Source organism: Mesorhizobium sp. L-2-11, from assembly GCF_016756595.1.
Classification (GTDB): Bacteria; Pseudomonadota; Alphaproteobacteria; order Rhizobiales; family Rhizobiaceae; genus Mesorhizobium.
Map to the genome: position 1 here is coordinate 17,252 of NZ_AP023259.1, position 26,616 is coordinate 43,867.

Consider the following 26,616-nt stretch of genomic DNA (forward strand, 5'->3'; position numbering starts at 1 on the left):
ATGGCGGGCGGTGCTTATGCGGCGGCGAGGATATCGAACTGCTCGGCCAATGACGGATTTGGGTTGAAGGCGAACCTCGCCTGTCGTTTGCGCATCATGTGAAGCATTTCGATGCCGTCGAGGATGATGCTTGCGGCTGCGGGAGATTTGAAGCCGAGCATCGGCCGAACACGGCGCTTGATCCGCCGATGGTCCTGCTCGATCCGGTTGTTCAAGTATTGGCTTTGGCGGATTCGGATCGGCTTCGGTCGGCGCCTGCAGCGATCCTGCAATCGATGTGTCGTATCGCAGGAAACGATCGCCTCCTGGTTGGTCTGGCTACCATCGATGACGACACGATCGGGACGCCCATGGCGCTCCAGCGCTTTCCTGAAGAAACGCTTGGCCGCCGGCAAATCCCGATGTTCGCTGAAATAGAATTCGACCGTGTCGCCGACGCTGTCGATAGCGCGGTAGAGATACATCCACTGCCCTCGGACCTTGATGTAGGTTTCATCAACATGCCATTTGCCGGTCGCTGCGCGCTTGCGCCGGTTGAAGCGCTCCAGCAGCAAGGGCGAGAAGTGAACAACCCAGCGATGGATCGTCGAATGATCAACGCTAATGCCACGCTCGGCCATCATCTCCTTCAAATCGCGCAGGCTCAGTCCATATGCCAGATACCAGCGAACGCACACCAGGATGACCGATCGGTCGAAATGCCGGCCTCTGAACATCACAAACCTCCTAAAAAAATGTCGGAGGTCACTTGCCAGACAACCCGTAACGAAAAAGTTTGCAACAGAACCGTCGGATATGCCCGCGTCAGCACAACGGACCAGGATCTCGATATCCAAGTCGCCAGGTTGAAGGCCGCTGGCTGTGAGATCGTTCGTTCGGAAACGGGATCGGGCGCATCACGAACCGGGCGCACTGAGCTTGAGACGATCATGCAGTTCTTGCGCGACGGCGACGAGCTTGTCGTCTTGCGTCTCGATCGGCTCGGCCGCTCCACACGCGATGTTCTGAACCTGGTGCATGAACTCGAAGAAAGAGGAGCCTCGCTGCGGGTGCTTGAGCCGGAGGTCACAACGGCCGGAAGCATGGGAAGGATGGTGATCACCATCCTCGGCATGGTCGCCGACATGGAACTGAAGTTCATCAAGGATCGCCAGCGCGCCGGGATCGCAGCGGCACGAGCCGACGGCGTCTACAAAGGCCGAAAGAAAAACGTCGATGATGACGAGATTCGACGCCGTGTTGCCGCCGGCGCCAGCAAGGCCAGCGTCGCGCGTGATCTGAAGGTCTCAAGAATGACCGTTTACCGGGCCCTCGACATTGTTCCGCAAAGGACAGCCTCACTCCCCGAAAAGCCGCCTGCCGCCAGTATCTCCTTGCACCTGATCATCGAGAACTTCAACAAACACGGTCGCGGCAGGAAGCCCGCTCGCGAACGGATCGAGGAAATGCTGGAGCGCGAATACGCCATGGTGAAAACCGGCAATTGCGACTACAGGCTGACGGTTGTCTACGACCGCGATCCGGAAGGTTCTGATCTCGATAGTGAAATCCAGCATCTTTATTCCGAAATGTTCAATATCGCCGAGAGCCACCGTTGCTCAATCGAGGCTGACATCCATGAGATCGGCGGAGAGGGGCGAAGCTGGTAGGGACGTTCGTTTTTTGTTCTTCACTTGGCCAAAATCGCAGCTTCGGGCCGACAGGGCCAGATACCAGCGAACGCACACCAGGATGACCGATCGGTCGAAATGCCGGCCTCTGAACATCACAAACCTCCGAAAAAAATGTCGGAGGTCACTTGCCAGACAACCCGTAACGAAAAAGTTTGCAACAGAACCTTCCACACAGCCTGAACCCAAATCCGTCATTGGCCGAGCAGTTCGATATCCTCGCCGCCGCATAAGCACCGCCCGCCATCTCTTCTTGCTTCAGTTCAACAAAAATTTGCAACAGAACCCATTCGGATCGCGGCCGGCAAGCAGTTGGTCCAGAAGTTCCTTCTCGATAGCCATGTGATGATTTTCTCCTTTCCATCATCATGGCCTCGCGCACAGAATTCCTAACAGTCCCCGAGCGAGCGGCCGGGTCTGCTCTTCGGCAACCTCCTCCTCACTGGCGCGCCGACGAGAACGCGTTACGCCTTTGCATCAAGCCCGAGCTGAACGCGCTTCGCATGCAGGATTGCCTTTAGCACATCGATTCCAAACTTGAGGCTTTCCGCTTCAGCCTCAATTGAGATACCTGTCGTGACGGTGCCCATGGCTTCATTTAGCGCGACTTCCTCTAGATCGTCAAACCACTGCTGACCTCTACCTTCCTGATTTTTTGATAGTTTCTCAATCGCCACCCAAAGTGCCGATTGAACTGCTATTAGGGCAGCGCCGAGTTTTCGTTCGTCTGCGCAGGAGATAGACACAACAGGTCCCGTCTTTTCATTCATAGCATTGTTCCTTGTGCTCGGATGAACATCGGTCGAACCTAGCTCTCAAATTGCGGCCGGCGTTGATCAGCGTTCAACATTGACAGAGAAGAGCGCGCTCGTGTGGCTGGCCTCCACGAGCGTAATATCGGTTAAAGAGGCTAAGCTACGCTCCCGCCTTGCTGAACTACCATATAGTCGATGCCCAAAACGGGCGACCGCCGAAGCTTCCTGGCATTGCGTCGAACGGGATCGCAGCAGTGGTGGACGTCGCTCATGGAAGGCTCTCCGACAGGCAGAGGTTGACGGCTTGGCCCGTCGGCTTCGCGTCATATCATAGCTCAATTTGTAGGGCCGCCGCCGCGTCGTCAAAGTCGACGAGCAGGTTTCGCCGGCTCAGCTTGCGGAGCTCCTGCATGACGGCGGCTTCGATTGCTGCCTCCAGCGCAACGGAGACCGACCCTTTGCCGGCAAAAAACATTGCACGGGCGAGTCGAAGGTCGGGGGAATGACCCGCTCACCCGGGCCAGTTCTCAACAGTTCAAGGCAGCACGCGTAAGTATTCGGGTGATCCGGCCAGGCCGTGGCCGCACCACTCGCGGGTGGCGGCGCAGGGAAAGGCGAACTCAGGTCGCGATGACCCGTGTCTGGCTGGAGGCGATGATCGGCGGCCCGCCGGGAATTTGTTCTGCTGAGAGACAAAGAGCGGCAAGTGGATTGATGAGGATTGGCTGACCGTTGGCCAAGACCCGCGTAGCGGCGGCGAGCCACCGTGTGGTCACACAGGGCTGCGGTTTACCGTTGGGAAGCGTGAAGACGCAGCCGGAAACCAGGCCTTGGTCAGTCAAGACCGCCACGGGCATGCCCGAGACGGAAACGCGCAGCGAGGCAGCCGATATATTGAGGCTGCCGCCGTGGGGGCAGGTCGCGGCCGTTCCTTTGTGAAGGACAGGACCAGGCATCAGGTCACCACGAGCGCTTCGTTGTTGATGATGACCGAAGGACCCGACACCTTAATCGAGGCTCGCTGATCGTTCATGAGAGTGATGCCGGCTGCGCTGATTTCGATTGCCTGGGGTCCGCTTGCACCCATCACTGAGAGGCGAATCTTGTCAGGTGTCACCTCGATACTGCTACCAAACGTCGCCGCAGCTGAGGCTGAGGTCAGGAGGTATTGCTTCGTGACATCGATGGCATAGATGTTTCCAACCTGAACGTTGTGGTCCTTCTGCGCTTTGAGAAAGACCTCCTCACAACCCTGCCTATCCTCGAACCGTATCTCATTGTAATCCGCAATTGTACCTCGATCGGTGTGCGTTCGGAAGGTGGAGCGGGACTTGTTGACCGGTAGGTTTTCAGGAGGAAGGTTGGACCCGTTGTAAACGACCCCGGTTACGAGGGGACGGTCAGGATCACCGTGAAGGAAGTCCACTACGATCTCTTGGCCGATCCTTGGAATTAGAAGGCAGCCGAAGCCCTTACCGGCCCAGTTCTGGGCTACCCTAATCCAGCAGGAGCTGTTTTCGTCCTTGTTGCTTTCGCGGTCCCAGAAGAAATGGACCTTAATGCGGCCGTACTGATCTGTAGTGATTGTCTCGCCTCTTGGGCCCACCACGACCGCGGTCTGTGGTCCTTTGATCACCGGGACCGGTGTGCGGCGCTGCGAGCGATACTGAGTGCTCGCGGGGATGATCTCCACCGTGCTGTGATAGAGGAAGCATTCAGCCTGCTGGTCAGTGGCGACCGCGCCCGTTGGACGGTCTCCCACTTCCCCCCAAACCGTGAATTCGTTCCCGACCGCCAGAAAGCGCTGGGTAGCCTTTGGGCGCGCACCCAATTCGCCGTAATAGTAGGGGTTTGCAGCCTTGAAGACTACTCCCGTTTTGATTTGGCGAGCTGTAGTTTCAATACGCGCCCGATAGGCGTTACAAGCAAGCTCTTCTGCGCGGATCGTGGCGTAGAAGTCGCCATCCGTTTTTGCCTTGTAGCCTCCTGGATAGATGAATGTCTCCTGTACAGCTGAGCAAACGTCCGTAGTTGCCGTCTCCGATTCCACGACAGCGGTGCCAGAAAGACGGCTACCGGCACCCACTGTGCTCTTTCCCAGAGGAATGCCGCCTATCCGCACGGAAGGCGTGCGCGCGACAGCTGTAAGTTCTGCCATTGGCTTCTCATCGTCGTAGTCCTTGAGAATGACCTTGTTCGACTGCAGTGCCACGACTTCGTTCCACTGCAAGATAACATCATCTCGATGGAGACTTCGGGCGGGCCTGAGATTGTGGTGGGTCTCCACAGCCTCAGGCTTGCATGTCTCGTGGCTCGAAAGGTTGTCGACCAGCACCAGATCGTGTCGATTCTCACCATGTTCAAAAAAGTAGTAGAGGCCGTCCTGCTCCATTAAGCGGCTGACGAAGGCCAAATCTGTCTCGTTGTACTGCACGCAGAAGGTGCGGTTTGGAAACCGCCCAATCGTCCGATTCTTGAAATTGCCTTTGTGCTCCTGAAAGATTTTGGTGATGATCTCAATGCTGGTTTTATCCTGAAAAATTCGGCTGTTGGTACGATATTCGAGCAGCGAAAGCCAAGGCCGCAACTCCGCGACGTAATTGAGGTGCTCTGTGTCGTCCAGGCCGAGATACTCGAGTCGAGTGATGAGGCCGCTGAAGAAGCGCGTTCCCGCATCCTTCAGCTTAAGGCCGACCGTTAAAGATTGTCCGGGAATGTTGGCGAAGTTCTGAACCGGATTGGGTGTGGCGAGCTTCACCTCATAGAGAAAAGGTTCCCCCAGCCGTTCGGTGCCTCTTAGCCGTCGAAAAATGATGTCGTTCGGCTGGAGTGCGGCCGAGGTAACTGCGGCAAATCGATTATGCCTCAGGAGATTTTCAATTGTAGACTGGACCATGGGGACTTCCGCGGTTGAGCTGCAAGAGCGCCGTACTACCTTTTTCGCTTGGCTTTAGAGAGCGCACGGAGCGCCGCCAACGAGAACCATGGAGGGCGCCTGACCGGGAAACGATGATGAGCCCGTCCGTTGGGCGCCCATCGCCGCTCTCCGGGGAGGGATCTGGCGGCGCATATCGAGGTTCTGTTGCAAATTTTTGTTGAACTGAAGCAAGAAGAGATGGCGGGCGGTGCTTATGCGGCGGCGAGGATATCGAACTGCTCGGCCAATGACGGATTTGGGGTTGAAGGCGAACCTCGCCTGTCGTTTGCGCATCATGTGAAGCATTTCGATGCCGTCGAGGATGATGCTTGCGGCTGCGGGAGATTTGAAGCCGAGCATCGGCCGAACACGGCGCTTGATCCGCCGATGGTCCTGCTCGATCCGGTTGTTCAAGTATTGGCTTTGGCGGATTCGGATCGGCTTCGGTCGGCGCCTGCAGCGATCCTGCAATCGATGTGTCGTATCGCAGGAAACGATCGCCTCCTGGTTGGTCTGGCTACCATCGATGACGACACGATCGGGACGCCCATGGCGCTCCAGCGCTTTCCTGAAGAAACGCTTGGCCGCCGGCAAATCCCGATGTTCGCTGAAATAGAATTCGACCGTGTCGCCGACGCTGTCGATAGCGCGGTAGAGATACATCCACTGCCCTCGGACCTTGATGTAGGTTTCATCAACATGCCATTTGCCGGTCGCTGCGCGCTTGCGCCGGTTGAAGCGCTCCAGCAGCAAGGGCGAGAAGTGAACAACCCAGCGATGGATCGTCGAATGATCAACGCTAATGCCACGCTCGGCCATCATCTCCTTCAAATCGCGCAGGCTCAGTCCATATGCCAGATACCAGCGAACGCACACCAGGATGACCGATCGGTCGAAATGCCGGCCTCTGAACATCACAAACCTCCGAAAAAAATGTCGGAGGTCACTTGCCAGACAACCCGTAACGAAAAAGTTTGCAACAGAACCACCTCCTATGACGCTGCCGCCCATCGCCTAGACCAAGATCACCCGTCGCTGGCGCCTTGCCATGAACGCGAGGGCGGTGCTTGGGCTTTTCATTTTTAGTGCCGAGGCCACAGCGGCTGGAAATGCCCCGGCGTGTGCAGAATGTGCACCAGTCGACCTTCTTGACCCAGGATAGGGTGCACGGTCAGCCTGCCCCGCGCATCTGCCGCGACGACTTGAATGCGCACGCCAAAATTGTGCGCCAGCATGGCCCCGACACCCCCAGGGGCGTAAAGGTCGATCTCGCCATCCGGATCGACTGCGCTGATTTGCACCAGGCTGTCCCGCAAGAACCGAGCCTGTTGCTGAAGTTGCTCAGTCTGCGCCGTTTCGTGGTCCTGGCGCCTGGTATTGTGGGCAAATTGAAGAACCGTGTCCAGCAGGCAATTCAGTCCTTGGCCACTGGCTTGACCCACGTCGGCATTGAATCGCCTCAAAAACGTTGGGAGGCTTTGCCTAAACGGGCCGACAGGCAAGTCAGGCAGCGATGCGGCCGCGGGTGGCGATGCCGTGTGCTCCTGCCAATCATCAGGTGGTTGCGGGGTCCGAGTTGATGGGCCGGGAAAGGACGGCGGGACGCCCCAATCCGGGGGGACGTGCTGTTCGAAATCGAAGGAAGCTGGCTGGTGATACGTCGGGCCGAAGATCGATGCCCCGATATCCTGCTCCCACGTTGCCGGGCTTGGCTGATCGACACTTTGTGCCGGCGAAGGGGCGGGTGGAGGCATCCCCTGCCAAAAGCTCGCTGTATTGAAACTGTCGGCGGGCAGCGGGCCGGCTTGATCCACTCCCGCCCAAAACTCCGTCGGATTGAGGCTTTGCGGCGATGGAGCAGGTTGATCCGACTGCGACGACAACGCCCACGAGCCGTCCTCCCACCCGGCAGGTTGCCGCCCTCCGGCTTGATCCGCAGCGTCATGAATTTCGTCCTGGTCATAACTATCCAGCGACGCGGCAGGTCCCTGCCGTCCGCGTTCGGACAGCTCATCCCACAACGGATCCGGATCGTAACTTGACGCCGGAGACTGGCCAGATTGCTGCGGCCAACCCGCCTGCTCAGGGGGCATTCTCCACGCTTCGTTAGCCGCAACGACCCGTTGGTACTTCTGAAGCTTGTCTAAAGCCACGCCGCCCCCGGTCGGTCCATTGGCTTTCTTGAATGCCCGAAAATCATCCTTCAACCCGTCGTCTATCTGCTCCCGATTGCCGTTGAGTCGGCTCGCTATGCTCGCCTTTCCCTCCCTTCGGAGCCAATCACTAAACCCGCGTTGCCTGCTGGCCAAATCGTTGACAGGTTTCCTCTGTGCTGCAGTCGCCTCCGGCCCAAAGCTGTGCTTGCAGAGACCGTCGATTAGGCGGGCGTCGTCGGGATAAGGGGCCAGAGTACGGCGCGTCCTAACGTTCCCGGCGGGGGGATCCCGCAGGGCCTTCAAGGCTCTATGGACACGTTTGTCGCCACCCTTGTTCACAAACGCCGCCGCACAGGCAGCCAAGTTGTCGGTGTCGTCAAGCAGGTCGGCAATTGTCAAGTTGCCGGACTGGCTCTGAAGCCAGACGCTGAACCCGCGCAGCGCGGTTATCCAATTCGTGACAGTTTGGGCGGCATGGCTGCTTTTGGGGTCCCTGTTCCTGGCTTCGTCCATTGCACCCCTGAACTCGGAAAAGAGGCGCTCGTCCTCAGGGGCGGGCCGAGACTTCCTAACGTTCCCGGCGCGGGACTTCGTAAGGTTCCCGGCTTGGGAATCCCGCAGGACCTCCAAGGCTCTATGGACACGTTTGTCGCCGCCTTCCCCCACAAACTCTGCCGCACGGGCAGCCAACTGAACGCTGTCGTTGTCGTCAAGCAGTTCGGCAATTGTCAAGTATCTGGGGTGAAGCTGAAGCCAGACGCTGAACCCGCGCAGGAAGGACACCAATGCCCTGACGGTATTGGCGGCATGGCTGTTGTCGGGGCCCCTTTCCCTGGCTTCGTCCATTGCGGTCCTGAACTCGGAAAAGAGGCGCTCGTCCGGACCAGCGTCCGCGCGCCCGCGTTTAGCAAAGTCCATGCGAAGCGTCGACTCAAGGACAAGCTCCGTTTGCTGTCTCGAACCCTCGGACGATTTCCTGCCGCTGCTCGGGACGAAGGCTTTCTTCACTGTCTTCAGGAACGATTTCAATCCACCGCTTTTTTTCGGCTGGGGGGCGATTGCCGGCTCCTCCGAGAAGGAGGAATAGGCCTCCGACGAGGCGGTCGAATGCCTGGAGCGCGAGCGGTTCGAGGCTGCGTAAGACGTGTCTATACTGTGGCGCGCGCTGCTGAACTGGTTGTCCTGCAGGTCGGGCGGCGGCGGCATGCGCATCGACCCACCCACGGACGTGCGCCGAATCGCACCTCTGTCTGGATCAGCAGTGGAGCCGCCCAGGTTCAACTCGCTCATTTGCCGCTCCATGGCCGCTTGCTGCGCCCTTAGAGCCTGATAGCCTTGGATAAAATCCTCCGTTCCTCCTGTCAGACTCGCAACCCAACGGGTTTCAGCGTCGTCGGGAGCATCGTAGGGCCATGGCCCGCCTGTATTGTCCATTGCGGTCTCCGGTATCACAACAAGCAAATATACTAGCGCCTATCGGTGGAACCGCCGTCATGCACAATTCATATTCAGCCATTCTGGCCGGACATGGTGATGGTTTCCAGGGACTGGCGATGCACGTTGACTGGCGGTCAGGTGATTTCCGAAGACCTCGGCATGAAGCTGCGCCGGGAGACCGGCAAGGAGTAGATGGTGAAAGTCCATTACGATGAAGGAGTAGCGATCCACGTCGGCGCCGAGCCGTGCGCAGGCATCCGCGAGGATGTCGGCGAAGCGTCGGTAGGGGAGCATGCAGGCCAGCCATTGAGCCGCGAAAGGGATCTTATCTCGGATGCCGACGCTGTCCTCATAGCGGAAGGCAATATGGGAGGTGCACTATGCGAGTGCCTCACAATCCGACGCGGTCTGTAGGGTTCTGTTGCAAACTTTTTCGTTACGGGTTGTCTGGCAAGTGACCTCCGACATTTTTTTAGGAGGTTTGTGATGTTCAGAGGCCGGCATTTCGACCGATCGGTCATCCTGGTGTGCGTTCGCTGGTATCTGGCATATGGACTGAGCCTGCGCGATTTGAAGGAGATGATGGCCCAGCGTGGCATTAGCGTTGATCATTCGACGATCCATCGCTGGGTTGTTCACTTCTCGCCCTTGCTGCTGGAGCGCTTCAACCGGCGCAAGCGCGCAGCGACCGGCAAATGGCATGTTGATGAAACCTACATCAAGGTCCGAGGGCAGTGGATGTATCTCTACCGCGCTATCGACAGCGTCGGCGACACGGTCGAATTCTATTTCAGCGAACATCGGGATTTGCCGGCGGCCAAGCGTTTCTTCAGGAAAGCGCTGGAGCGCCATGGGCGTCCCGATCGTGTCGTCATCGATGGTAGCCAGACCAACCAGGAGGCGATCGTTTCCTGCGATACGACACATCGATTGCAGGATCGCTGCAGGCGCCGACCGAAGCCGATCCGAATCCGCCAAAGCCAATACTTGAACAACCGGATCGAGCAGGACCATCGGCGGATCAAGCGCCGTGTTCGGCCGATGCTCGGCTTCAAATCTCCCGCAGCCGCAAGCATCATCCTCGACGGCATCGAAATGCTTCACATGATGCGCAAACGACAGGCGAGGTTCGCCTTCAACCCAAATCCGTCATTGGCCGAGCAGTTCGATATCCTCGCCGCCGCATAAGCACCGCCCGCCATCTCTTCTTGCTTCAGTTCAACAAAAATTTGCAACAGAACCCCTGCCAGAGCCCCCCGCAAAAGCAGGCGCCGGCCTTTTAGCGCTTGAAAGGCGAGCAGTCATATTGTTTCGTCTTGTCCCCATCCAGACACGAGGCAGTTGCGATGGACGACACCAAAGGCGGCGCAAACCACACGTCCGTTGAGATAGTCGAGGCCATGGGCGAGTGGTCGTCCGTGTTGTTGGGAACCGCGAAGAACTTACCCGATCATTCGACCTGGAATCGGGTCGCCCTTGCCTTCGCGGAAGGCCAGCGGATACGCCTAGGGCTTAAGGACTTCAAACGGATTTGACCCGACTTCTGCGTTCACACCATAGCCGCCTAAATTCAGTTTGCTATCGATCCGTTGCGGGATGCCCCTATGTCGTGCCGATCAACTTCCGTTCTTCACCATAAGACGGCAGGACCAAAGTCTTGCGCCATGCGAGCAAAGCTCTGACGTAACCGCTTTGGTTCCGTGCTTGTCCGTTGGACGTTCCGTTATTTTAGCTAATCGGCATGTAATCGGCCCGTCACTTAGATGGCTGACGGGCAGCCTGTTTTATCGGTCTCCAGCTTTGTCGCGGCCAAAAAGAACGCGTCAATTTTCGGCGTCGCTCTTGCCCATCATTGGCTTAGAATAGGTCCGGTTGCGTACTGGACATTGCTCAAATAGATATGGGACCACTCAGACGAAAGGACCGACACATTGACAGAAGAATCCGACCGCCCCGCCGCCGAACTAGCCGAGCTTACTGCGGAGATTGTGTCCGCCTACGTAAGTAAGAACCCTGTGCCGGCTACCGGCCTGCCTGAACTAATCGCATCCGTGCACATGTCTCTGTCCGGGCTTGGTACGCCGATGGCGCCTGTCGTTGAGCCGCAAACTCCCGCGGTCAACCCGAAGAAGTCGGTGACGCCAGACTTCATTATCTGCCTTGAAGACGGCAAGAAGTTCAAATCCCTGAAGCGGCACCTTAGCACGGACTTCGGTCTGACGCCGGACGCCTATCGCGAGAAATGGGGCTTGCCGCGCGACTATCCGATGACGGCTCCGAATTACGCCGCTCAGCGCTCGCAACTGGCGAAGTCCATCGGGCTTGGCCGCAAGGCTGAACCCGTCGCACCAGCCAAGAAGGCACCTGCGAAGCGGAAAGCCAAAGTGTCCGCCACCACCTGACGCTACGTAACGACTCAGCTATGTCAAGGCGCGGCGGATCCCAATCCCGCCCGTGGCCGGCGCCATTCGGATAAGCTTCAGCGAGGGCGCCGGCCTTTGTTCTTAGCGTGGCGGAACTCGCCGGGCGAAGAAACCCCAACCACCTCAAGCCCCGCGAGCCTACACCTGATCAAAGTAGGCGATCAGGACCGGGATCAACCGGCACTACGTCCGAAGCAAGAGCAATGCCAGCACTTTGGTTCCGAAATGGGACAAAGCCGGGGTCCCCCGCTAGCAGCCGGGTTTCTCTTCAGAAACAACAAAAACCTTGTGGGCTCTCGCCACGGAGCCGCCGCGCCGAGACAGAGAACCGTCCAACGCCCTGCGAGCGCTAATTGAGGTCCACAAGACAGATACTCGGTGTTCGGCAAGGCGCTCAACGAAGTGGGCGAAAATAGCCGTGACCATGATAGAGCGAGCCAAGTTGAGGAAATGGCGCGGCTGGCCATCTGCGCCTATTCTGCGATCAGGGAAAGCAATGCTTGGCTAAGGCCCGATATCTTTTAGAGTTCGAGGCGCGCGGCTTCGCTCAACTATATGGAAGGGTTGAGATGGACTGCGTAGTAGCCTCCATCAGATGGTTCGGAGTTCGCCGGTCGACGTCTTCCGGAACGTTTGTCCTGCACCAGTTCGTAGCTGACCTTCTGACCATGAATGGGTGACCTCATGATCACAGCCCGACAGCTTCTTGAGGGCTCCTTGCGGCGTGCGCAGGTTCAAAGACGTTAACCTTCAGTTTGCCGTGCTAATTTTCCGCTTTTCTCCATACTCCGGTCTATGGAAAGCGCTCATTTCCCCGCACGTTGACACCGCCCTTTCAACGACGGTCGCTTTCAGACGGACGCGTCCGGCGGATCAGGCTGCAGCGGTTTTGGCGAAGTTGAAGGGCAGCAGATCGTCGATATCAGCGTCCTCGTTGCGTTGAGGCAATTCGGTGAGGACGTGGCGCAGCCACGCTAACGGCTCGACGCCACAGGCGCGGCAGGTCAGCACCAAGCTGTAGACGATGGCGCTGGCCTTGGCTCCGTCGACGGTATCGCTGAAGAGCCAACTTTTCCGGCCAGTGGCAAAGAGTCTGATGTCACGCTCGAGAAGATTATTGTCGATCGGCATGCTGCCGTCCTCGGTGTAACGAGTCAGATATTCCCATTGGTTCAGGGTGTAGGAGACGGCGTCGCCGAGCTTGCTGTCAGGCAAGACCTTTGGGGCGATGTCGTCGAGCCATCCCTTGAGAGCATGGAGGATGGGGACACTATGTTGCAGGCGGAAGCGGCGAATGCAGTGATCTCGCGTTTCGCCGTCGTCGGAGATTTCGTTCCGGGCCTGCCTTTCAACCCGATAGAGCTGTTCGAAGAACCGGAGCGCCTGTTCCGGCGGCCCGCCGCCTTTCTTCCTCGCCTTTAGGGCATCGACGAAGCGCCGCCTCGAATGGGCCATGCATCCAAGATGCGTTGCCCCTTCCAGCGTGCGCCAGGCGGAATAGCCGTCGCTCATCACGATGCCGCGGTAATCGCCCAAGAAGGTCTGCGGGTGTATCTGGCCGCGACCCGGCTGATAATCGAGCAGCACGATCGGCTCGTCACTGTCCTCGCCGCTCCGGTATGCCCACATATACGAGGTGCTGGCGGCCTCTCTGTCCTTTTCCTTCAGCACCTGGACCGTGGTCTCGTCACCATGGATGAGGGGCTGCGATCTGAGCCGCAGCTTCAGGACGTCATAGATGCGGGAGAGATGCTTTCGCTCGAACCGATCACCCAGTGCCCCAGAGCGCCACGGCTGACAGGAACGCCGGCGCGCTCGAATGCCTGCGCCAGGCGGTAGAGCGGTGTGCCGTCGACATATTTATGAACGAGCGCGAAGGCCAGCGTCGATGCCGTGGCGATGCTGCCCGGCAAGGGTTGTGCGGGCATCGGCGCGGTCACGACCGGCGTGTTGATTCCGGTGCGGTCGCAATGACGACAAGCATATTTGAACCGCACATTCTGCAGGACCTTCGCCTTCACCTCGATATGAAGTTGCTCGGTAACGGTCTCACCCATGCGATGCATCTGGTGACGGCAGCAAGGACAAGCCTTCTGGGCGTCGGGAAGGTCATACTCGACACGCTCGCGCGGCAGGTTTTCCGGCAAGGCCTTGCGGCCGCGCTTCTTTGCGGTCTTGCTTTCGACCCCTGGCAATCCAGTATTCGGAAGGTCGGCGACATCGTCATCTTCGCCATCGGCGTCATCCTCATCGGCAACCTGTTCGGCTTCATTGAAGAGACGATCAATGTGCTTTTCGCTCTTCGGCGCAAAACGATGCAGCCGCGCAAGCGCCAGCTCTTCCTCGAGTTTGACGACGCGCTCTGTGAGTTGACGGTTCTGCGCCTGCAGCGCAGCAATACGCGCCATCAGCTCTTCAACAGTCGGTTCGCCGGTTCGATTCATCGGATTCTTGAATCGAAAGCATGCCGCCGCGTCAACCGTACAATTCTGGAGCCGTCAGCCTGCAACCTGATATTGTCGCACCGGATGGCGGACCATCGCATCGATATCGATGCCGTCGAGAATCCAGTGCAATTGCTCGGTCGTAAGCGTGACCACCGCTGCCTCGCGCCGCGGCCACCGGAACTTGTCCTCGGTCAGCCGCTTCAGGACCAGCACAAAGCCAGATCGGTCGAAGAACAGGAGCTTCATCCGGTCACGACGGCGATTACAGAATGCAAAGACCGCCGGCGCAAACGGATCGAGCGCCATCGTCTCCTGAACAAGGACCGCAAGGCTGTTGATACCGGCCCTGAAGTCGATCGGCTCGCGGTGCAGGTAGACTTTCAGGTCAGCGCCCAGTCTGAACATGACCCAGTGCCCCGATGATCGCCGCCAATGCCTCCACATCACCGCATTCCAGCGTCAACTTCACGCCGTTCGGCAGCGACGCACTCACCTTGGCTGGGGAGGGAAAAGATGCAGTCCTTTTCGAGGCCGACCCACGCACTTCATCACAGGTCCCCGGCAAATCCATCACAGCCATGCTACTCTGTCGCGGCAGGCCCCGATCGGCAGCACTTTCAATCTGAACTGGGATGAACGCCGGTGGCGAGGACGGCGGGAGGGATTGGGGTTGCGTGCGCTTCTTTATCCACTTCCGGACAAGGTTCGCATTGACCCCATGGTCGAGCGCAAGCCTCGATACCGACACGCCAGGCTCAAGGCAGGCCGCGACAAGACGGTCCTTCGATGCGGGGTCGTATCGGCGTCGCCCGTCCCGACCGACAAGCCTCACCCGCAGTTTCTGCTCGTCTTCTTCCATCACTTGGTGTCCACCTATTTTGGTGGACACCTCATGCATCAGAGCACTCAACGGCAAAAGGTGCGGGGAAATTCGCGCTTACGGTCTATGTCGCAGGGATGAGGAAAGGAAAGGAAGAATAAAACCCGCTCGCAGATCGGGCGGGCCGCTGACGCTGGCGCTCAACCGCGCCGCTCGCGATCCCTGCCGCGTCGTCCTGCGCAGGGCCCAAGAGCCCCGCTCGGCCAGCCGGGCAGGGATGCTCGGCCGCAATTGCACCGGCCCGTCCGCTCGGCGGGCCGGGGGATGTCTTCGGGAAGAAGACGAGGAAGGACACAGCGATGAGCGGTGTCCGCAAACCCCTTGAAGGAGCATCTCCATGGAACTGAAGTTTGTCGATCCGCGTGCGCTGAAGGATAACCCCGACAAGGCGCGACGCTCGAAGTCCAGTCCGCAGGCCGACGCGCTGCTGCTGGCTACCATCCGCGCCGTTGGTATCGTGCAGCCACCTGTCGTCGCGCTGGAGACGGAAGGCGGCAATGGCTACGTCATCGATGCCGGCCATCGCCGGGTGAAGCAAGCGATCGCGGCCGGTCTGGAAGAGATCGCCGTCCTGGTCATCGAGAGGGCCGAGGATGGTGGCGCAATGCGGTCGCTGGCCGAGACGCTTGCGCACGAACAGCTCTTAGGTTCTGTGTCGCAACTGTCCTGTTTGGTTCGCATGGCCGTCATGGTTCCGGGCGATACTGGCGGGGCATATCGAGGAAGGCACGTAGACGTCCGGGTCAAGCGTTCCCGCAGCGTAGCGAGGACAACGCTTGATGCGGCGGCGACACCACAAGCTATTTGATGGGGTGTAGACGAAGTCCTGCACCCCTGCCACGTGGCGAACGGGAGAGCGCGAGGGGAACCCCTCGCAATCAAAAGAGAGAAGTGCGCCGAAGGCGCTCCGCTCAAGATAACATCCGGTTCGGGAAACTGTCTTCTTTGTTGCTGTGCAGGGGGTTGCGCCCTGTTCTGTGTCTTTTGCCGTTTGGGACGGCGGCGAGCAAAGAGGACAGATGTGGTGCGGATCATCAAGGCAGCGATGGGCTATGCCGCCATCCCGGCGGGCTTTCCGATTCTGGTATCGGAGCGGATGGCGATCATCGAGCCGGCATTCGCCTGGCTGATGGAACTGGCGACGATACCGGGCCGCAGCCACGCGGCGGAAACGGTCCGGACCTATGGCGAGCATCTTCACGACTGGTTCGACAGTCTGGAACAATCCGGTCTCGATTGGCGCGGCGTGAGCGAGGCTGAGATTGCGGCCTGGCGCAACCGGATGCTGTCGCAGCCGAGCCCGCATACGAAGCGACCCTATGCGCGCTCGACGGTGAATGACCGGGTTCGCACGGTCTGCCGATTCTACGGGTGGGCGCAGGGCCGCGGCTGGATCGAAGTCTTGCCGTTCCACTTCGTCGACGTTCGCGTGGGTTCCGGCCGGAGGCAATCGTTCCTCGCGCATGTGAAGGCGCGGCCTGGAATCGCGGCGGCGAACATCCTGACGGTTGCCGAACACGAGCGTTTGCCGAGGCCGCTGCGGGTCGACCAGTTGCGCCGGGTCTTCGCGCATCTGGTCATGCCTTATCGGCTGATGGCAGAATGGGCGCTGGCGACGGGATTGCGGCGCAAGGAGCTTTGCGGCCTGGCCGTCTTCCAGGTTCCGGAGACGGCGCATCTGGACGACGAGGATCATCCCCTGATCGGCGTCCCGCTGACGATCACCAAGGGCGACAAGCCGCGCACGATCTACCCGCCGATCCGCCTGGTCGACCGGACGCAACGCTATATCGACGAGGTTCGCACGCCGCAGGTCCGGGCGTTGCGTCGTCAACGGCCGGACTATCGGCCGCCGTCGGCTCTGTTCCTCAACACCCAGGGAAACGCCGTCAGCAAGGCGCGATTGACGGCGGCGTTTGCAGAGGCGTTCCGCGCGGCCGGGGTGACGGGAACCTTGCATTACCTGAGGCACACATTCGCGACGACCATGCTGGTGCAGCTGCAGCGGCAGGCAGTGACCACGCCCGACCTCAATCCGCTGAAGATCGTGCAGGTCCTGCTGGGGCACAGTTCGATCCAGAGCACGTCGATCTACCTGCGCTGCGTCGAGCTGAATGCGCGGGACCTCGCCGACAGCATTGACTATCTCTATGGCGAGCTGATCCCAGATGGCCATTAGACGCGAGCGCATCGACCGGAGGCTGTCGGCTGCGGCGCCGATCGTTCTGGATCAGCCAGCCGATACCATCGTCGTCTTCCGTGACGGCTGGGGCGAGGTCACAAAGCGCTACGATCTCGGCAGGCTCGGATTGCCATCGGACATCACGATGCTTCTGGCCGACGCCTTCCGTCATCATCATGCCGCCTCGAGCCGGGACACGCAGCGTCATTGCTGGATGGCGCTGCGGGCGTTCGCGCGCTTCGTGTCGGAAGACGGTCTTGTTGTGTCGGTCGACGATCTGACCAGTGCGATGGTTGGACGCTATATCGCGTGGCTGGATCGCCAGGTCGCAGGACAGACGAACCAGCCCTGGTCGAAGGGCTCGCGGGCGAATGTGCTGATGCAGCTTCGCCAGATGATCGACTGGACGAAGCGCCGGCATCCGTCCCGGCTGCCGTCGCGGATCGACTTCCCCTGGCGGGTCTGGCCGAACCGTAGTGCCGATCCCCGGGCTCGTCTCGGCGGCGATGACCTCAAGGCAATCCTTCGTGCGTGCTACGAGGAAATTGACGAGGCGTGGGATCGCTTCGAAGCGGGTCGGACCATCCTCGCCACGAGCGGCCCGGTCGATGGCGTCGATCCCGAACTTTGCGACATGGTCCGGGCGCTTGCTCGAGTGAATGACGGCGTCCTGCCGTCCCGCACGCTTGCGCTCCGCAGCCAGGTCAGCATATCGGCGGTCAACCGCCATGGCGGGCTTCGTCATCTTGGCGGCTATCTTCACCTGACCGGCGAAACGGTCGTCGCGTTCTTCATCGCCATTGCGATCCAGACGGCGGGCAATCCGGACGCGCTGCGGATGATGGCGCGCGATTGCCAGGTGGCGCATCCGCTCGACGAGCATCGCGTCATCGTCGAATGGGCCAAGCCCCGGGCCGGCGCGAAGGTGAAGCGCGCGCAAAGGCGATCCTTCGATTGCCGTCGGCGACATGCGGCGCCGAACCTGATTGACCGGTTGCTGGCGATGACGGCGCCGCTCGTCTCCCGATCCAGCCGGCAGGACCGCAATCGTCTGTTTCTGGTGAAGAGCGAGAAGAAGGACGCGGTGACGCTGATTGCGGAGGCGACCTTGTCGCATGCCCTGAAGCCGTTCATCAAACGCTCCAATGCCCGCATCGCCATCTGGAACAGGGCCGCACCGGAACGCGCACGTCAACTCTTGCCGGATTTTGCCGCCATTCTGTTGCGGGGCAGCGTCGCCACCGAATACTACAAGGCGTCCGGCGGCGATATCGTCGCGACACAGGACGTGCTCAACCACGCCCGCGTCGATACGACCGAGCTTTACATCAAGGGACCGCAGACGCGCCGCATTCAGCGCGAGACCATCGCCCGATCGCAGGCGCTGATGCTCGGCTGGATCGTCGGCGCGAAGGCGGACGGCGAGGATCAGGCGCAACGCGACCGGATTGCGCTGGCGAGCGATGCGACGGTTCCGTTCAGCCATGATTGCCTCAACCCGGCCACGGGCATAGCACCGGGATCGGCGGCTGGCAGGATCTGCCGGCACTTCGGCGGATGCCTGCGCTGCCCGGGACTGGTTATCCCGATCGATGCGGATCACATGGCGCGCGTTCTTCAGGCCAAGGAGGAACTGGAGCGCGCGCGTGAACGCATCGATCCACGCCGCTTCGAGCTTCTGTATGTGCCGAGCCTGCGCATTCTCACCGAGAACATCCTGCCTGACTTCCCGGAACGACTGCGCGAAGAGGCCGAACGTCGAATGTCGACCCTGCCAACCCTTCCGGCGCTGGAGTGAACGATGCAAGCGTCCACAGCACCCGATCCTTTTGCCGCGGCAAGGCCAGCACTCCGGATATCGGCGCGCTCGGTGTGGTCGGATCAGGTCTGGCATCTCGACGGCCATCGTCCCGGCGCAAACCGGAGCGACTTCTCGCTCGACTGGGGCTTTGCCCTTGCCGACGACAGCCGGTTCAGCGATCCGCAATGGGCTGACTGGCGAGAGGCGGCCAAACTGTTCCTGTGGAGCCTGAAGCTGGACCCGCCTCCAGGTCGCCGCAACGTTCACGAGTCGACGATCGTCCGTGTCTTCAACACGCTGCGGATGCTGATCCGCTGGATGGCGGCGCAAGGATACCGCAGCTTCGCCGATCTCGATCGCGATGCCTGCGACAGGTTCCTGGCATCGATGGCGCAGCGTCCGGGCAGCAAGCCGGGCAAGGCGGTGATGACCGTGACCCTGCAACATTATGCAAACTTGCTGACATGCCTGTATCTTCAGGGTGCGAAGTTCCCCGAAGTGGCGATCGACGATCCATTCCCGGGGATCGCGCCCCCGTTCGTTCGCCGTGACCGGGGCTGGCTGCCCTATACGCCGGACGCGATCGCCGTGCCCCTGGTCTCGGCGGCGCTGCGGCTGATCGGGCAGGCGGCCGACGACGTCATCGCTTTGCAGCTGCAGGCGCAGACCACCTATGACGACGCGCTTGCCAAGGGGATCAGCCAGACGAAGGCCGGCTTCATCGTAACCGACGCGATCGCGCCGTTTACCTTCTCGACGCTGCCCGGGGAGGAAACTCCCTGGTATGAGGCGCCCGTCACGAGCACCAAGCAGGTGCGGTATCTTGCCAATCGCATTTACGACGCCTGCTTTGTCGTGATCGCTTATCTTGTCGGCGCCCGGGTCTCGGAGATCCTTGGCCTTCAGACCGGCTGTATCGAGCAGCATCGCTCCGGCGATGCCGGCGAGAACTTCGCCTATCTTGCCGGACAGATTTACAAGACGGCGCGCGGTGTCGATGGCCAAGCCCATCGCTGGGTTGCTCCAGCGCCGGTCGAGCGGGCGGTCGAGGTCATGGACCGGCTGTCCGCCCGCCTGCGGGCACAAAGCAGGCGATCCGAGCTCTTCCTGGTGACGGCCTGCACGGGGCTCGTCGGCCCTGCCGCCCGGATCAGCCTGCCAATCGTCAACACGATTATATCGCGGCTGAACAATCAGTTTGCGCCGTTCATCGGCCTGCCGGACCACGAGGGCGAACCCTGGCACCTGAACACCCATCAGGGCCGAAAGACCTTCGCCCGCTTCGTCGGCAAACGCGACCGGACCGGCCTGCATGCGCTTCAGGCGCACTTCGGTCATGTCACCCGGGCCATGACCGATCGCGGCTATGTCGGGACCGACTTCGCGCTCGACGACCTGATCGACCGGCATGCACAGGAGGAAACCCGCGCTGCCCTGGAAGAGGTGCTGACGGCGACTGAGCTTGCAGGCAAGGGCGGACGGATGATTGCCGAGCGCTCCCGCTTCCGCGGGCGCACGCGCGACGGCGATGTCCAGGCCTATGTCTCCTTCCTGATGGCGGAGACCGACCTCAGGCTCGGTGTCTGTGACTGGGGTTATTGCGTCTACCGTGTCGAAACCGCGGCCTGCTTCGGCGATGAGCGGGGACCGAACCCTGTGCTGAGAACCGAAAGCACCTGTCTGTCCTGCGCCAACTTCGCCGTCACAGCCAGGCACAGGCCGGTCTGGCAGGCGCGCCGGGATCGCAATGCCGGCCTTCTCGATCACCCTGGGCTGGACCCGATCAGCCGGAGACTTGCGGAAGTCCGGATTGCCGAATGCGATCGCATTCTTGGCGATCTGGATCATGGAAAGGATGATCGCGATGGCGCGTAAGACCAGCAAAATGCCGGCGCTGACGCCTCACGAAAAGCGGCTACGCAACACGAACCGCAAGCTGCGGGAAGCTCTGGAGCGGTTGGTAAAGGGGATCCCCACACATCCGGACCTGCAAAAACGATCCTACCGCCTCACTGTTGCGACGCTCGCGCGCGAAGCGCACGTCGGCCGCAACGCCATCTACACCAACCACCGGTCGATGATCGACGAGTTGCGCCGCGCTAGCGATCGCAAGATCGTCCCCGAGAAGCTGGCAGCCTGGGAAGACAAACTCGCCCAGCAGCGAGCTCTGATTCAGGTCTTGCAGATCGAGGAAAGACGCAGGGTTACGGAGAACGCCGTACTGCTGAAACGTATTCTCGAAGCCGAAGCGGAGGTTGCGCGGCAGAAGCATCACAACGCCCGCCTGATTGCCGAACGCGATCGAGCTGTGAAACCAGTGCCGCTCACCCGCGGGCCAAAATCCTGACGTCGTCTACGGTTGCCACTTCGTGTCGCCATGCTCGTCGAAGGAAAATTGTCTCCCCATCGATTGCCTGCGACCATCGTGCGCGGCATGATCTGCGGCATGCTTGACCCCTTCGATCCAGACAGCTTCATTGTGCGCGCCGAGGTTCATATCCTCGACGTCGAGCCCAAGATCAGCCGCACTCTCGAACTGCCAATCACACTCAACCTTGCCCAACTCCACGAGATTCTCCAGGCCGCCTTTGGCTGGACCGACAGCCATCTGCATCAGTTCAATATCGGCGGCCTTATCTACGGCGCCCCGGAGTTCGATGAGGACGGTCTGTTCGACAGCCGGATCTTCGAGGCGACCGAGGTCAGGATGATCGACCTTCACTTTCCCTACGATCCCGACGAAAACCCTCTTACGATCCTCTACGAATACGACTTTGGCGATAATTGGCGTCATCTGCTGCGCCTGGAACGCGTCGCGCGTGAGGAGAGCGTCAAATATCCTCGCTGTGTCGCCGCTACACGTTCAGGACCTCCCGAAGACTCTGGTGGGCCTTCAGGCTATGCCAGCTTCCTGGAGGCTTGGCTCGACCCCGACCATGAAGAACACAAAGCCATGCACCGATGGGCTGGCCGCAAGTTCCACCCGGAGTCCTGCAATCTCGACGACATCAATAAGACCATCGCCAAAGCACTCCGCGCGTCAAAGGGCGACTATCGCTTCCGTCGAGAAAGCCATCGTGATTGACACCAGAGGGCTGCGCTTCCGCGCCAAAGATACATCCAAAATGCAAGGCGCAGCCAAAAAGATTGAAGAATCAGCGCCATCCGGCCAACAGGACACTTGACGCATAACCTAACATCTCAATCCCGTCGACCAATGGCGAGCGATCGAACGTCTGGTAGCACTGGGCTGGACCGAGGAAGCGATCGCCCTTGCGTTAGCGCTCCCCACCCGCCAGATCAGGAAGCTGCGCCTGCTCGCCAACGTTCTGCCGGCCATGTTGGACCAGATGGCGAAGGGCGACATGCCCAACGAGCAGCAGTTGCGCACCATCGCGTCGGCTTCGCTTGATGAGCAGAAGGAGGTCTGGAAGAAGCACAAGCCGTCCAAGGCCGATCCGCAGGTGTCGTGGTGGAGCGTGGCGCAGGGCTTGACGAAGCGTCGCATGTACGCGCGCGACGCCAGCTTCGGTGACGATCTCGCCCAGGCCTACGGCATTGCCTGGGTCGAGGATCTGTTCGCTCCGGCCGACGAGGACAGCCGCTACACGACGGATGTCGAGGCCTTCCTTGGCGCGCAGCAGGAGTGGATGGCAAACACTGTGCCCAAGCGTGGCGTGATCGTGGAAGCCGCTCAGTGGGGCGAGCCGAAGCTGCCGCCCAAGGCCGAGCGTGTGTACGGCAAGCCGTCGAAGTCCGATCACACTGCCATGTATCTCGACCGCGACGGCAAAGTGCAATCGGTCGCGTACCGCATGCCGGCGGCCAAAAAGCCCATGGGCAAGAATGGCGCTGATGTCGTGGCCGACGGCGATGATATCGTCGTCGCGGCAAAGCCCCGTCCGGACGTGACGCGCAAAGGCATGGAGATGATCGGCGACCTGCGTACCGACGCGCTGCACGAGGCGCTGTCGCGCGCACCGATCGGGGACGACACGCTGATGGCGCTGCTCGTTCTCGCCTTCGCCGGCCAGAATGTGACAGTGGCATCTGGTGCCCGCGACATCTCCTGTTACGGTGCCGCAGGCCTCGGCGGACATGCCGCGCGCCTGTTCGACCAGGAGGGCAAGCTCGATTTCGACATGGACACGCTACGCATTGCCGTGCGGTCCTTGCTTATCGACGTTTTGTCCTGCAGGGAAAATCGCTCGGACAGCGGCGTTGTCGCCCGTGTCGCCGGCGACGTCATCGCCGCCGACAACTTCCTGGCCAACATGGGGACAGAGGATTTCCTGTCATGCCTGTCGCGGCAGGCATTGGAAGCCGCCTGCGCGGATACATCCGTCCTGCCCCGTCAGAGGGTCAAGGACACCCGTGAGGCCCTGGTCGAGCACTTCAAGGAAGGCGGCTTCGTCCACCCGTTGGCGCTGTTTGCGCCCGCTCCGGAAAAACTGACCTCCTGGCTGGAGAAGAACGAGGCCAAGGAACAGCCTGAGGAGGACGGCACGCCGGAGCATCAGGACGAGCTCGACGGCGATGCGGGTGTCGAGCCCGCGCATGACAACGTCGGCCAGGACCCCGCTCCGCGGGAGGAGGTCCTCGCGGACGAACAGATCGAGCCTTACAAGGTGGCCGCCGAGTAGGCGGCTCCGCCACCTTTCCCTCCGAACGATTATTCCGCCGCCGGCACATCACCGGCGGCGGTTCTGTTTCCACCATGAGCAACACGGAGACCATCATGTCGGCTCAATTGATCTATGACCTCGTTCCACTCGGTTCGATCGTGACTTATTCCGACGGAACACCACGCCCGCCAGATCGGCATCGCAAGAAGCTCGCCGCCTGGGAGAACCGGAACAGCGGCGGCCGGCTGATCCGCAAACAGACCGAAGCCCGCGTCGGCAATACCACGCTGCCCGCCTCGATCACCCTACACAAGGGTGACTATGGCAGCCAGGGAACCATTGTGCTGCGCGTCCACCAGACGTTCTCGGTGACCAGCGACTTGAAGTTTTCGGTCAAGGAGCGACCCGCAATAGGCTCCGTCCTGGTGCTCGACCGCGCCGGCGACGATGCAGAGCTTGTCCATCTTGCCGCCAATCGCACGGCCGCCGAGGAATGGCTTACCCGCCACGGCTATCCGAACGCCGCGTTGCAGCAGCTCGCGGCCGACACCGTAGCGGCGGACACTGCAGGGGGGAGGACGGTAGCATGACTGCGCGAACTTCTGAAACCTATGTCGTCGGAACCCCCGGTTTTCGGGAGTTTCTTTTGGCCGAAGCGCCGATGGGCTTCGCGTTGCCCTTGTCGGTGAGCACGCCTTCGCCATGGCTCCAGCCCGCGATGGCCGGCACTATCTTGTCACGGGCTGGCGTATCCGGCGGCCCATGGCCGAATGGACGCGCGGCGATTTCTACGGCCATGCCGGTGAGCTTGCCGACGAGGCGGCGTTTCGCGCCTATGTCGAGGAGAACGCCCTCCACCAGCAGCAGCGCGCAGCTCTCGGGCGTCGCGAGATCCATTCCCGTGCCCACACGCCATGGGGAACGTCGCAAGGAGCGACCGTCTATGCCGAGGGCGTCGTGGCTCACTCGACGGCAGGCCATGGCGGGTTCCATCTGTCGGCGGCGCGAATTCGCAAAGTCCATGACATGCTCCGTGCCAATGACGGCTGGTATGAAGAGGGCTGCCATTGGGCGGCCGTCGCCCAAGCCTTCCCGCAGCTCTTCACGGATTTCGAGATAGCATGTGCGGAAAAGACCATCCGCGATTGGTATCCGGACGCCTGGGAGGCGATCCACGGGAGGGTGCCCGAACCCGGCCAATCCGCAAAAAAGGACGAGCGGGTATTTTTCGAGAAGCATACAGATGACTGGGTCGTGGTGTCGGCGGTCCGTTGCGAGCGCCAGGCCGGTTTCACCGAAGTTGTCGCGACCCTTGGCGGCAGGCGCGGACCGGGGACGGAGGAACGTCGCTTTCTCGTTGCGACCGACGAATATCATTCGGCCGCTTTGGATTCGTCGTCGATGTAGCGCGCCATCGTGTCTATGGCGGGCCGTCGAGCTTCATGGATTGGCAGGGGAGAACCACATAATGTCTGTCCCCGATCGCCGCGCGCAGCTCTTTCGCATGGAGGAGGCTCGTCGCCAGACACAGCGCCAGCTCGATTGATCGACCGGCAGATCAAGGCGGATAACGGCGATCATTCCGCAGCTCAGACCCCAATGTACCGGTATGGACGCGGGTGGGGCCCGGAGCCGGCAATGTTTCTCGAACGATATCGGGCCAACCTTGCAGCGGTGACACCGGAGAGCAGCACGAGATCGACGCTCTCTCCCGTAAGCTCGCAAGCCAGGATGCTGCAATCGCAACACTGCGTGCCAGAACTGCCAGCGGACCCGACACGCGCCTGATACCGCGGCCTAGTCAGCGCTTGCGGACGAACTCAGTTCGCAACACCAGCCCCTTGATCGCATCATGCCGGCAATCGATCTCTTCGGGATTGTCGGTGAGGCGGATCGACTTGATCACTGTGCCCTGCTTCAGGGTCTGGCCGGCGCCTTTGACCTTGAGGTCCTTGACGAGGACGACAGAGTCGCCGTCGGCCAGCACGTTGCCAGCGGCATCGCGCACTTCGATGCTGCCGGCAGAAGCTGCAATGGCAGCCATCTCCGAAGCTAATCGCCATTCCCCTGCGTAGTCGTCGTTGTGATCGGTCATTGCTGCCCTCGCCTCGGGATTGAATACTGTGCACTGTCGTCCGACGTGGAAGCAGGCCAAAGATCTGATCCGTAGCGGCCGAAGTTCAAACCATTATCGTCCCTCGAGCAGCCTGGCGGGCAGGCGGATCGTGTGGCGGCGGAAATTGAACAGTGCATTTCCTCCCGCATGCCGATGTCCGGATTCGTTCCTTGCCGGTCTTCCCTGCGGGTTTGCTGCGGTCTGAACCGGCATCTGTCCGCTTCAAGGCCGCTGTCGCGCCGCGGAGCGGCCGAAACCCACCGATCTCGGCAAGGCTGGCCCGCGTCCGGCGCAGGGCCAGTGAAGAACTGGCCCCGCTTGTCCGCAAGCCAACCTCGCTCGCCTGGCAGGCCCCGGACCCTGAAGCGTCCAGCTTCCGCCGGTTCCTTTTGACCGCACCCGCAGGGAAGACCGGCAAGGGCCGGATCACCCGAAGGGCATCGCTAGAAAGGAAAGCTCAATGTCCAGTTCAACCCGCGCCACCAAGACCAAGGCCCGCGTCGTCCAGCTCCGCAAGGGCACGACCCTCGAAATGGTCCGGCTCTGCTGCCCGGACAGTCGCCAAGCCACACTCATCTCTGAAAGCTTCGGCCTCCCCGTCCTCGACAGCGACGGCATCCGCGAATTCCACGAGCGCAGCCTGATCGATGGCGCCGACACCCTCGCAGAGGGACTTTCCGACAAGGCGATGCAGATCCATCTGCAGAGGATCGTCGGATCCCATGTCGGCTCGGCCTATGGAGCAGGCCAGTTCTACTCGAAAGCCGTCACCGAGGCCAAGGACGCCACGGCCAGGCTCGCCAATGACACCCGCGACGAAGACATTGACGGTCCGGTCGGCTTCGACGGCAAGGCCCAGCGCAAGCGCGAATTCGCCGCCGAAATGGGCCTGCAGGCACATGCGCTGCGCATGGCGGCCGAGGGCGCCGTCGCCGCATACGAGCACGTCGTTGGTGAAGGCTGGAAGCCTTACGAACGCCAGACCGAGAATCCCGGCCAGAGCGTCAGCCGGCAGGCGGCCGATCTCCAGATGGCGGCTCTGGGCTAACTGTCACCGGGCGGAACTTCGGTTTCGCCCTTTTCATCATTCCACAGGCGGGCTCCCTCCGGGGCGCCGGCCTTTTGCATGTCGCAATGTATCCGGCTTCGGATCCTTGAAAGAGAAGGAAATCTCGTTGTTTGGCCGCGCACGAATGTTGGTCCTGCT

Annotated in this window: 20 protein-coding genes and 4 pseudogenes; 14 read left to right on the forward strand and 10 right to left on the reverse strand. The window is 60.6% G+C overall.

Features of this window, described 5'->3' with window-relative positions:
• Positions 1 to 14 precede the first annotated feature (14 nt).
• The gene (locus tag JG739_RS32905) at positions 15 to 716 is read right to left on the reverse strand and encodes an IS6 family transposase (RefSeq protein ID WP_006329070.1); all 702 of its coding nucleotides are present in this window, start codon (positions 714 to 716) and stop codon (positions 15 to 17) included.
• An 18-nt stretch (positions 717 to 734) separates the two neighbouring features.
• On the opposite strand from JG739_RS32905, the gene JG739_RS32910 reads away from it, so the two are divergent.
• Entirely contained in the window at positions 735 to 1,649 is a 915-nt protein-coding gene (locus JG739_RS32910; RefSeq protein WP_199202972.1) for a recombinase family protein, read from the forward strand.
• A 485-nt stretch (positions 1,650 to 2,134) separates the two neighbouring features.
• On the opposite strand, the gene JG739_RS32915 is transcribed toward JG739_RS32910, so the two are convergent.
• The 5 genes from JG739_RS32915 to JG739_RS32935 all read right to left on the reverse strand — a co-directional run bounded on the left by JG739_RS32915 (position 2,135) and on the right by JG739_RS32935 (position 8,788).
• On the reverse strand, positions 2,135 to 2,440 hold the full coding sequence (locus JG739_RS32915) for a hypothetical protein (RefSeq protein ID WP_199202909.1): 306 nt from the start codon (positions 2,438 to 2,440) through the stop codon (positions 2,135 to 2,137).
• Positions 2,441 to 2,753: 313 nt separating this feature from the next.
• Positions 2,754 to 2,900 (reverse strand): hypothetical protein, encoded by a 147-nt coding sequence (locus JG739_RS32920; RefSeq protein WP_199202908.1) that lies wholly within the window; start codon positions 2,898 to 2,900, stop codon positions 2,754 to 2,756.
• Between the two features lie 480 nt (positions 2,901 to 3,380).
• Positions 3,381 to 5,321: a type VI secretion system Vgr family protein gene (locus JG739_RS32925; protein WP_199202907.1), complete on the reverse strand. Its 1,941-nt coding sequence runs from the start codon at positions 5,319 to 5,321 to the stop codon at positions 3,381 to 3,383.
• A 233-nt stretch (positions 5,322 to 5,554) separates the two neighbouring features.
• A protein-coding gene (locus tag JG739_RS32930) for an IS6 family transposase (protein WP_006329070.1) occupies positions 5,555 to 6,257 on the reverse strand; the annotation gives its coding sequence in 2 pieces (ribosomal slippage) (positions 5,555 to 5,602 and positions 5,604 to 6,257; 702 coding nt in all).
• 167 nt (positions 6,258 to 6,424) lie between these two features.
• Positions 6,425 to 8,788 carry a hypothetical protein gene (locus tag JG739_RS32935; RefSeq protein ID WP_202367927.1) on the reverse strand — a complete coding sequence of 788 codons (2,364 nt, stop codon included), beginning with the start codon at positions 8,786 to 8,788 and terminating at the stop codon, positions 6,425 to 6,427.
• Positions 8,789 to 9,421: 633 nt separating this feature from the next.
• On the opposite strand from JG739_RS32935, the gene JG739_RS32940 reads away from it, so the two are divergent.
• From JG739_RS32940 to JG739_RS32950, 3 genes are all read left to right on the forward strand, one after another.
• Positions 9,422 to 10,123 carry an IS6 family transposase gene (locus JG739_RS32940; protein ID WP_199202916.1) on the forward strand — a complete coding sequence of 234 codons (702 nt, stop codon included), beginning with the start codon at positions 9,422 to 9,424 and terminating at the stop codon, positions 10,121 to 10,123.
• A gap of 158 nt (positions 10,124 to 10,281) precedes the next feature.
• Positions 10,282 to 10,470 carry a hypothetical protein gene (locus JG739_RS32945; RefSeq protein WP_244750038.1) on the forward strand — a complete coding sequence of 63 codons (189 nt, stop codon included), beginning with the start codon at positions 10,282 to 10,284 and terminating at the stop codon, positions 10,468 to 10,470.
• 396 nt (positions 10,471 to 10,866) lie between these two features.
• Positions 10,867 to 11,337 (forward strand): MucR family transcriptional regulator, encoded by a 471-nt coding sequence (locus JG739_RS32950; protein WP_199202920.1) that lies wholly within the window; start codon positions 10,867 to 10,869, stop codon positions 11,335 to 11,337.
• An 894-nt stretch (positions 11,338 to 12,231) separates the two neighbouring features.
• Here the strand turns inward: JG739_RS32950 and tnpC are convergent.
• From tnpC to tnpA, 3 genes and pseudogenes are all read right to left on the reverse strand, one after another.
• A pseudogene (gene tnpC / locus JG739_RS32955) lies at positions 12,232 to 13,802 on the reverse strand (IS66 family transposase).
• Between the two features lie 54 nt (positions 13,803 to 13,856).
• Positions 13,857 to 14,249, reverse strand: a complete 393-nt coding sequence (gene tnpB, locus JG739_RS32960; RefSeq protein ID WP_446720585.1) for an IS66 family insertion sequence element accessory protein TnpB — start codon at positions 14,247 to 14,249, stop codon at positions 13,857 to 13,859.
• Positions 14,191 to 14,664 carry an IS66-like element accessory protein TnpA gene (tnpA, locus tag JG739_RS32965; RefSeq protein WP_199202974.1) on the reverse strand — a complete coding sequence of 158 codons (474 nt, stop codon included), beginning with the start codon at positions 14,662 to 14,664 and terminating at the stop codon, positions 14,191 to 14,193. The genes tnpB and tnpA overlap by 59 nt, the downstream gene beginning before the upstream one ends.
• Before the next feature lie 358 nt (positions 14,665 to 15,022).
• Between tnpA and JG739_RS32970 the strand changes: the two are divergent.
• The 9 genes and pseudogenes from JG739_RS32970 to JG739_RS33010 form a co-directional block, all read left to right on the forward strand.
• Positions 15,023 to 15,376 (forward strand): annotated as a pseudogene (locus tag JG739_RS32970) (ParB N-terminal domain-containing protein); the annotation flags it as partial.
• A 330-nt stretch (positions 15,377 to 15,706) separates the two neighbouring features.
• Positions 15,707 to 16,864, forward strand: coding sequence for a tyrosine-type recombinase/integrase (locus tag JG739_RS32975; RefSeq protein WP_199202975.1), 1,158 nt, complete (start codon positions 15,707 to 15,709; stop codon positions 16,862 to 16,864).
• Positions 16,854 to 18,665 carry a hypothetical protein gene (locus JG739_RS32980; RefSeq protein ID WP_199202922.1) on the forward strand — a complete coding sequence of 604 codons (1,812 nt, stop codon included), beginning with the start codon at positions 16,854 to 16,856 and terminating at the stop codon, positions 18,663 to 18,665. The genes JG739_RS32975 and JG739_RS32980 overlap by 11 nt, the downstream gene beginning before the upstream one ends.
• 3 nt (positions 18,666 to 18,668) lie before the next feature.
• Positions 18,669 to 20,543 (forward strand): integrase, encoded by a 1,875-nt coding sequence (locus JG739_RS32985; RefSeq protein ID WP_199202923.1) that lies wholly within the window; start codon positions 18,669 to 18,671, stop codon positions 20,541 to 20,543.
• Entirely contained in the window at positions 20,533 to 21,015 is a 483-nt protein-coding gene (locus tag JG739_RS32990; protein WP_199202977.1) for a hypothetical protein, read from the forward strand. Before JG739_RS32985 ends, JG739_RS32990 begins: the two co-directional genes overlap by 11 nt.
• 87 nt (positions 21,016 to 21,102) lie before the next feature.
• Positions 21,103 to 21,753: a plasmid pRiA4b ORF-3 family protein gene (locus JG739_RS32995; protein ID WP_199202976.1), complete on the forward strand. Its 651-nt coding sequence runs from the start codon at positions 21,103 to 21,105 to the stop codon at positions 21,751 to 21,753.
• A gap of 115 nt (positions 21,754 to 21,868) precedes the next feature.
• Positions 21,869 to 23,311: pseudogene (locus tag JG739_RS33000) on the forward strand (plasmid partitioning protein); the annotation flags it as partial.
• Positions 23,312 to 23,406: 95 nt separating this feature from the next.
• Positions 23,407 to 23,883 (forward strand): hypothetical protein, encoded by a 477-nt coding sequence (locus JG739_RS33005; RefSeq protein ID WP_199202978.1) that lies wholly within the window; start codon positions 23,407 to 23,409, stop codon positions 23,881 to 23,883.
• A gap of 40 nt (positions 23,884 to 23,923) precedes the next feature.
• A pseudogene (locus tag JG739_RS33010) lies at positions 23,924 to 24,762 on the forward strand (DUF7007 domain-containing protein); the annotation flags it as partial.
• Between the two features lie 332 nt (positions 24,763 to 25,094).
• On the opposite strand, the gene JG739_RS33015 reads toward JG739_RS33010, so the two are convergent.
• A complete protein-coding gene (locus JG739_RS33015) occupies positions 25,095 to 25,388 on the reverse strand; it encodes an alkylphosphonate utilization protein (RefSeq protein ID WP_199202924.1) in 294 nt (97 codons plus the stop codon).
• A gap of 481 nt (positions 25,389 to 25,869) precedes the next feature.
• Between JG739_RS33015 and JG739_RS33020 the strand changes: the two genes are divergently transcribed.
• On the forward strand, positions 25,870 to 26,457 hold the full coding sequence (locus JG739_RS33020; protein WP_199202925.1) for a hypothetical protein: 588 nt from the start codon (positions 25,870 to 25,872) through the stop codon (positions 26,455 to 26,457).
• Positions 26,458 to 26,616: the final 159 nt, after the last annotated feature.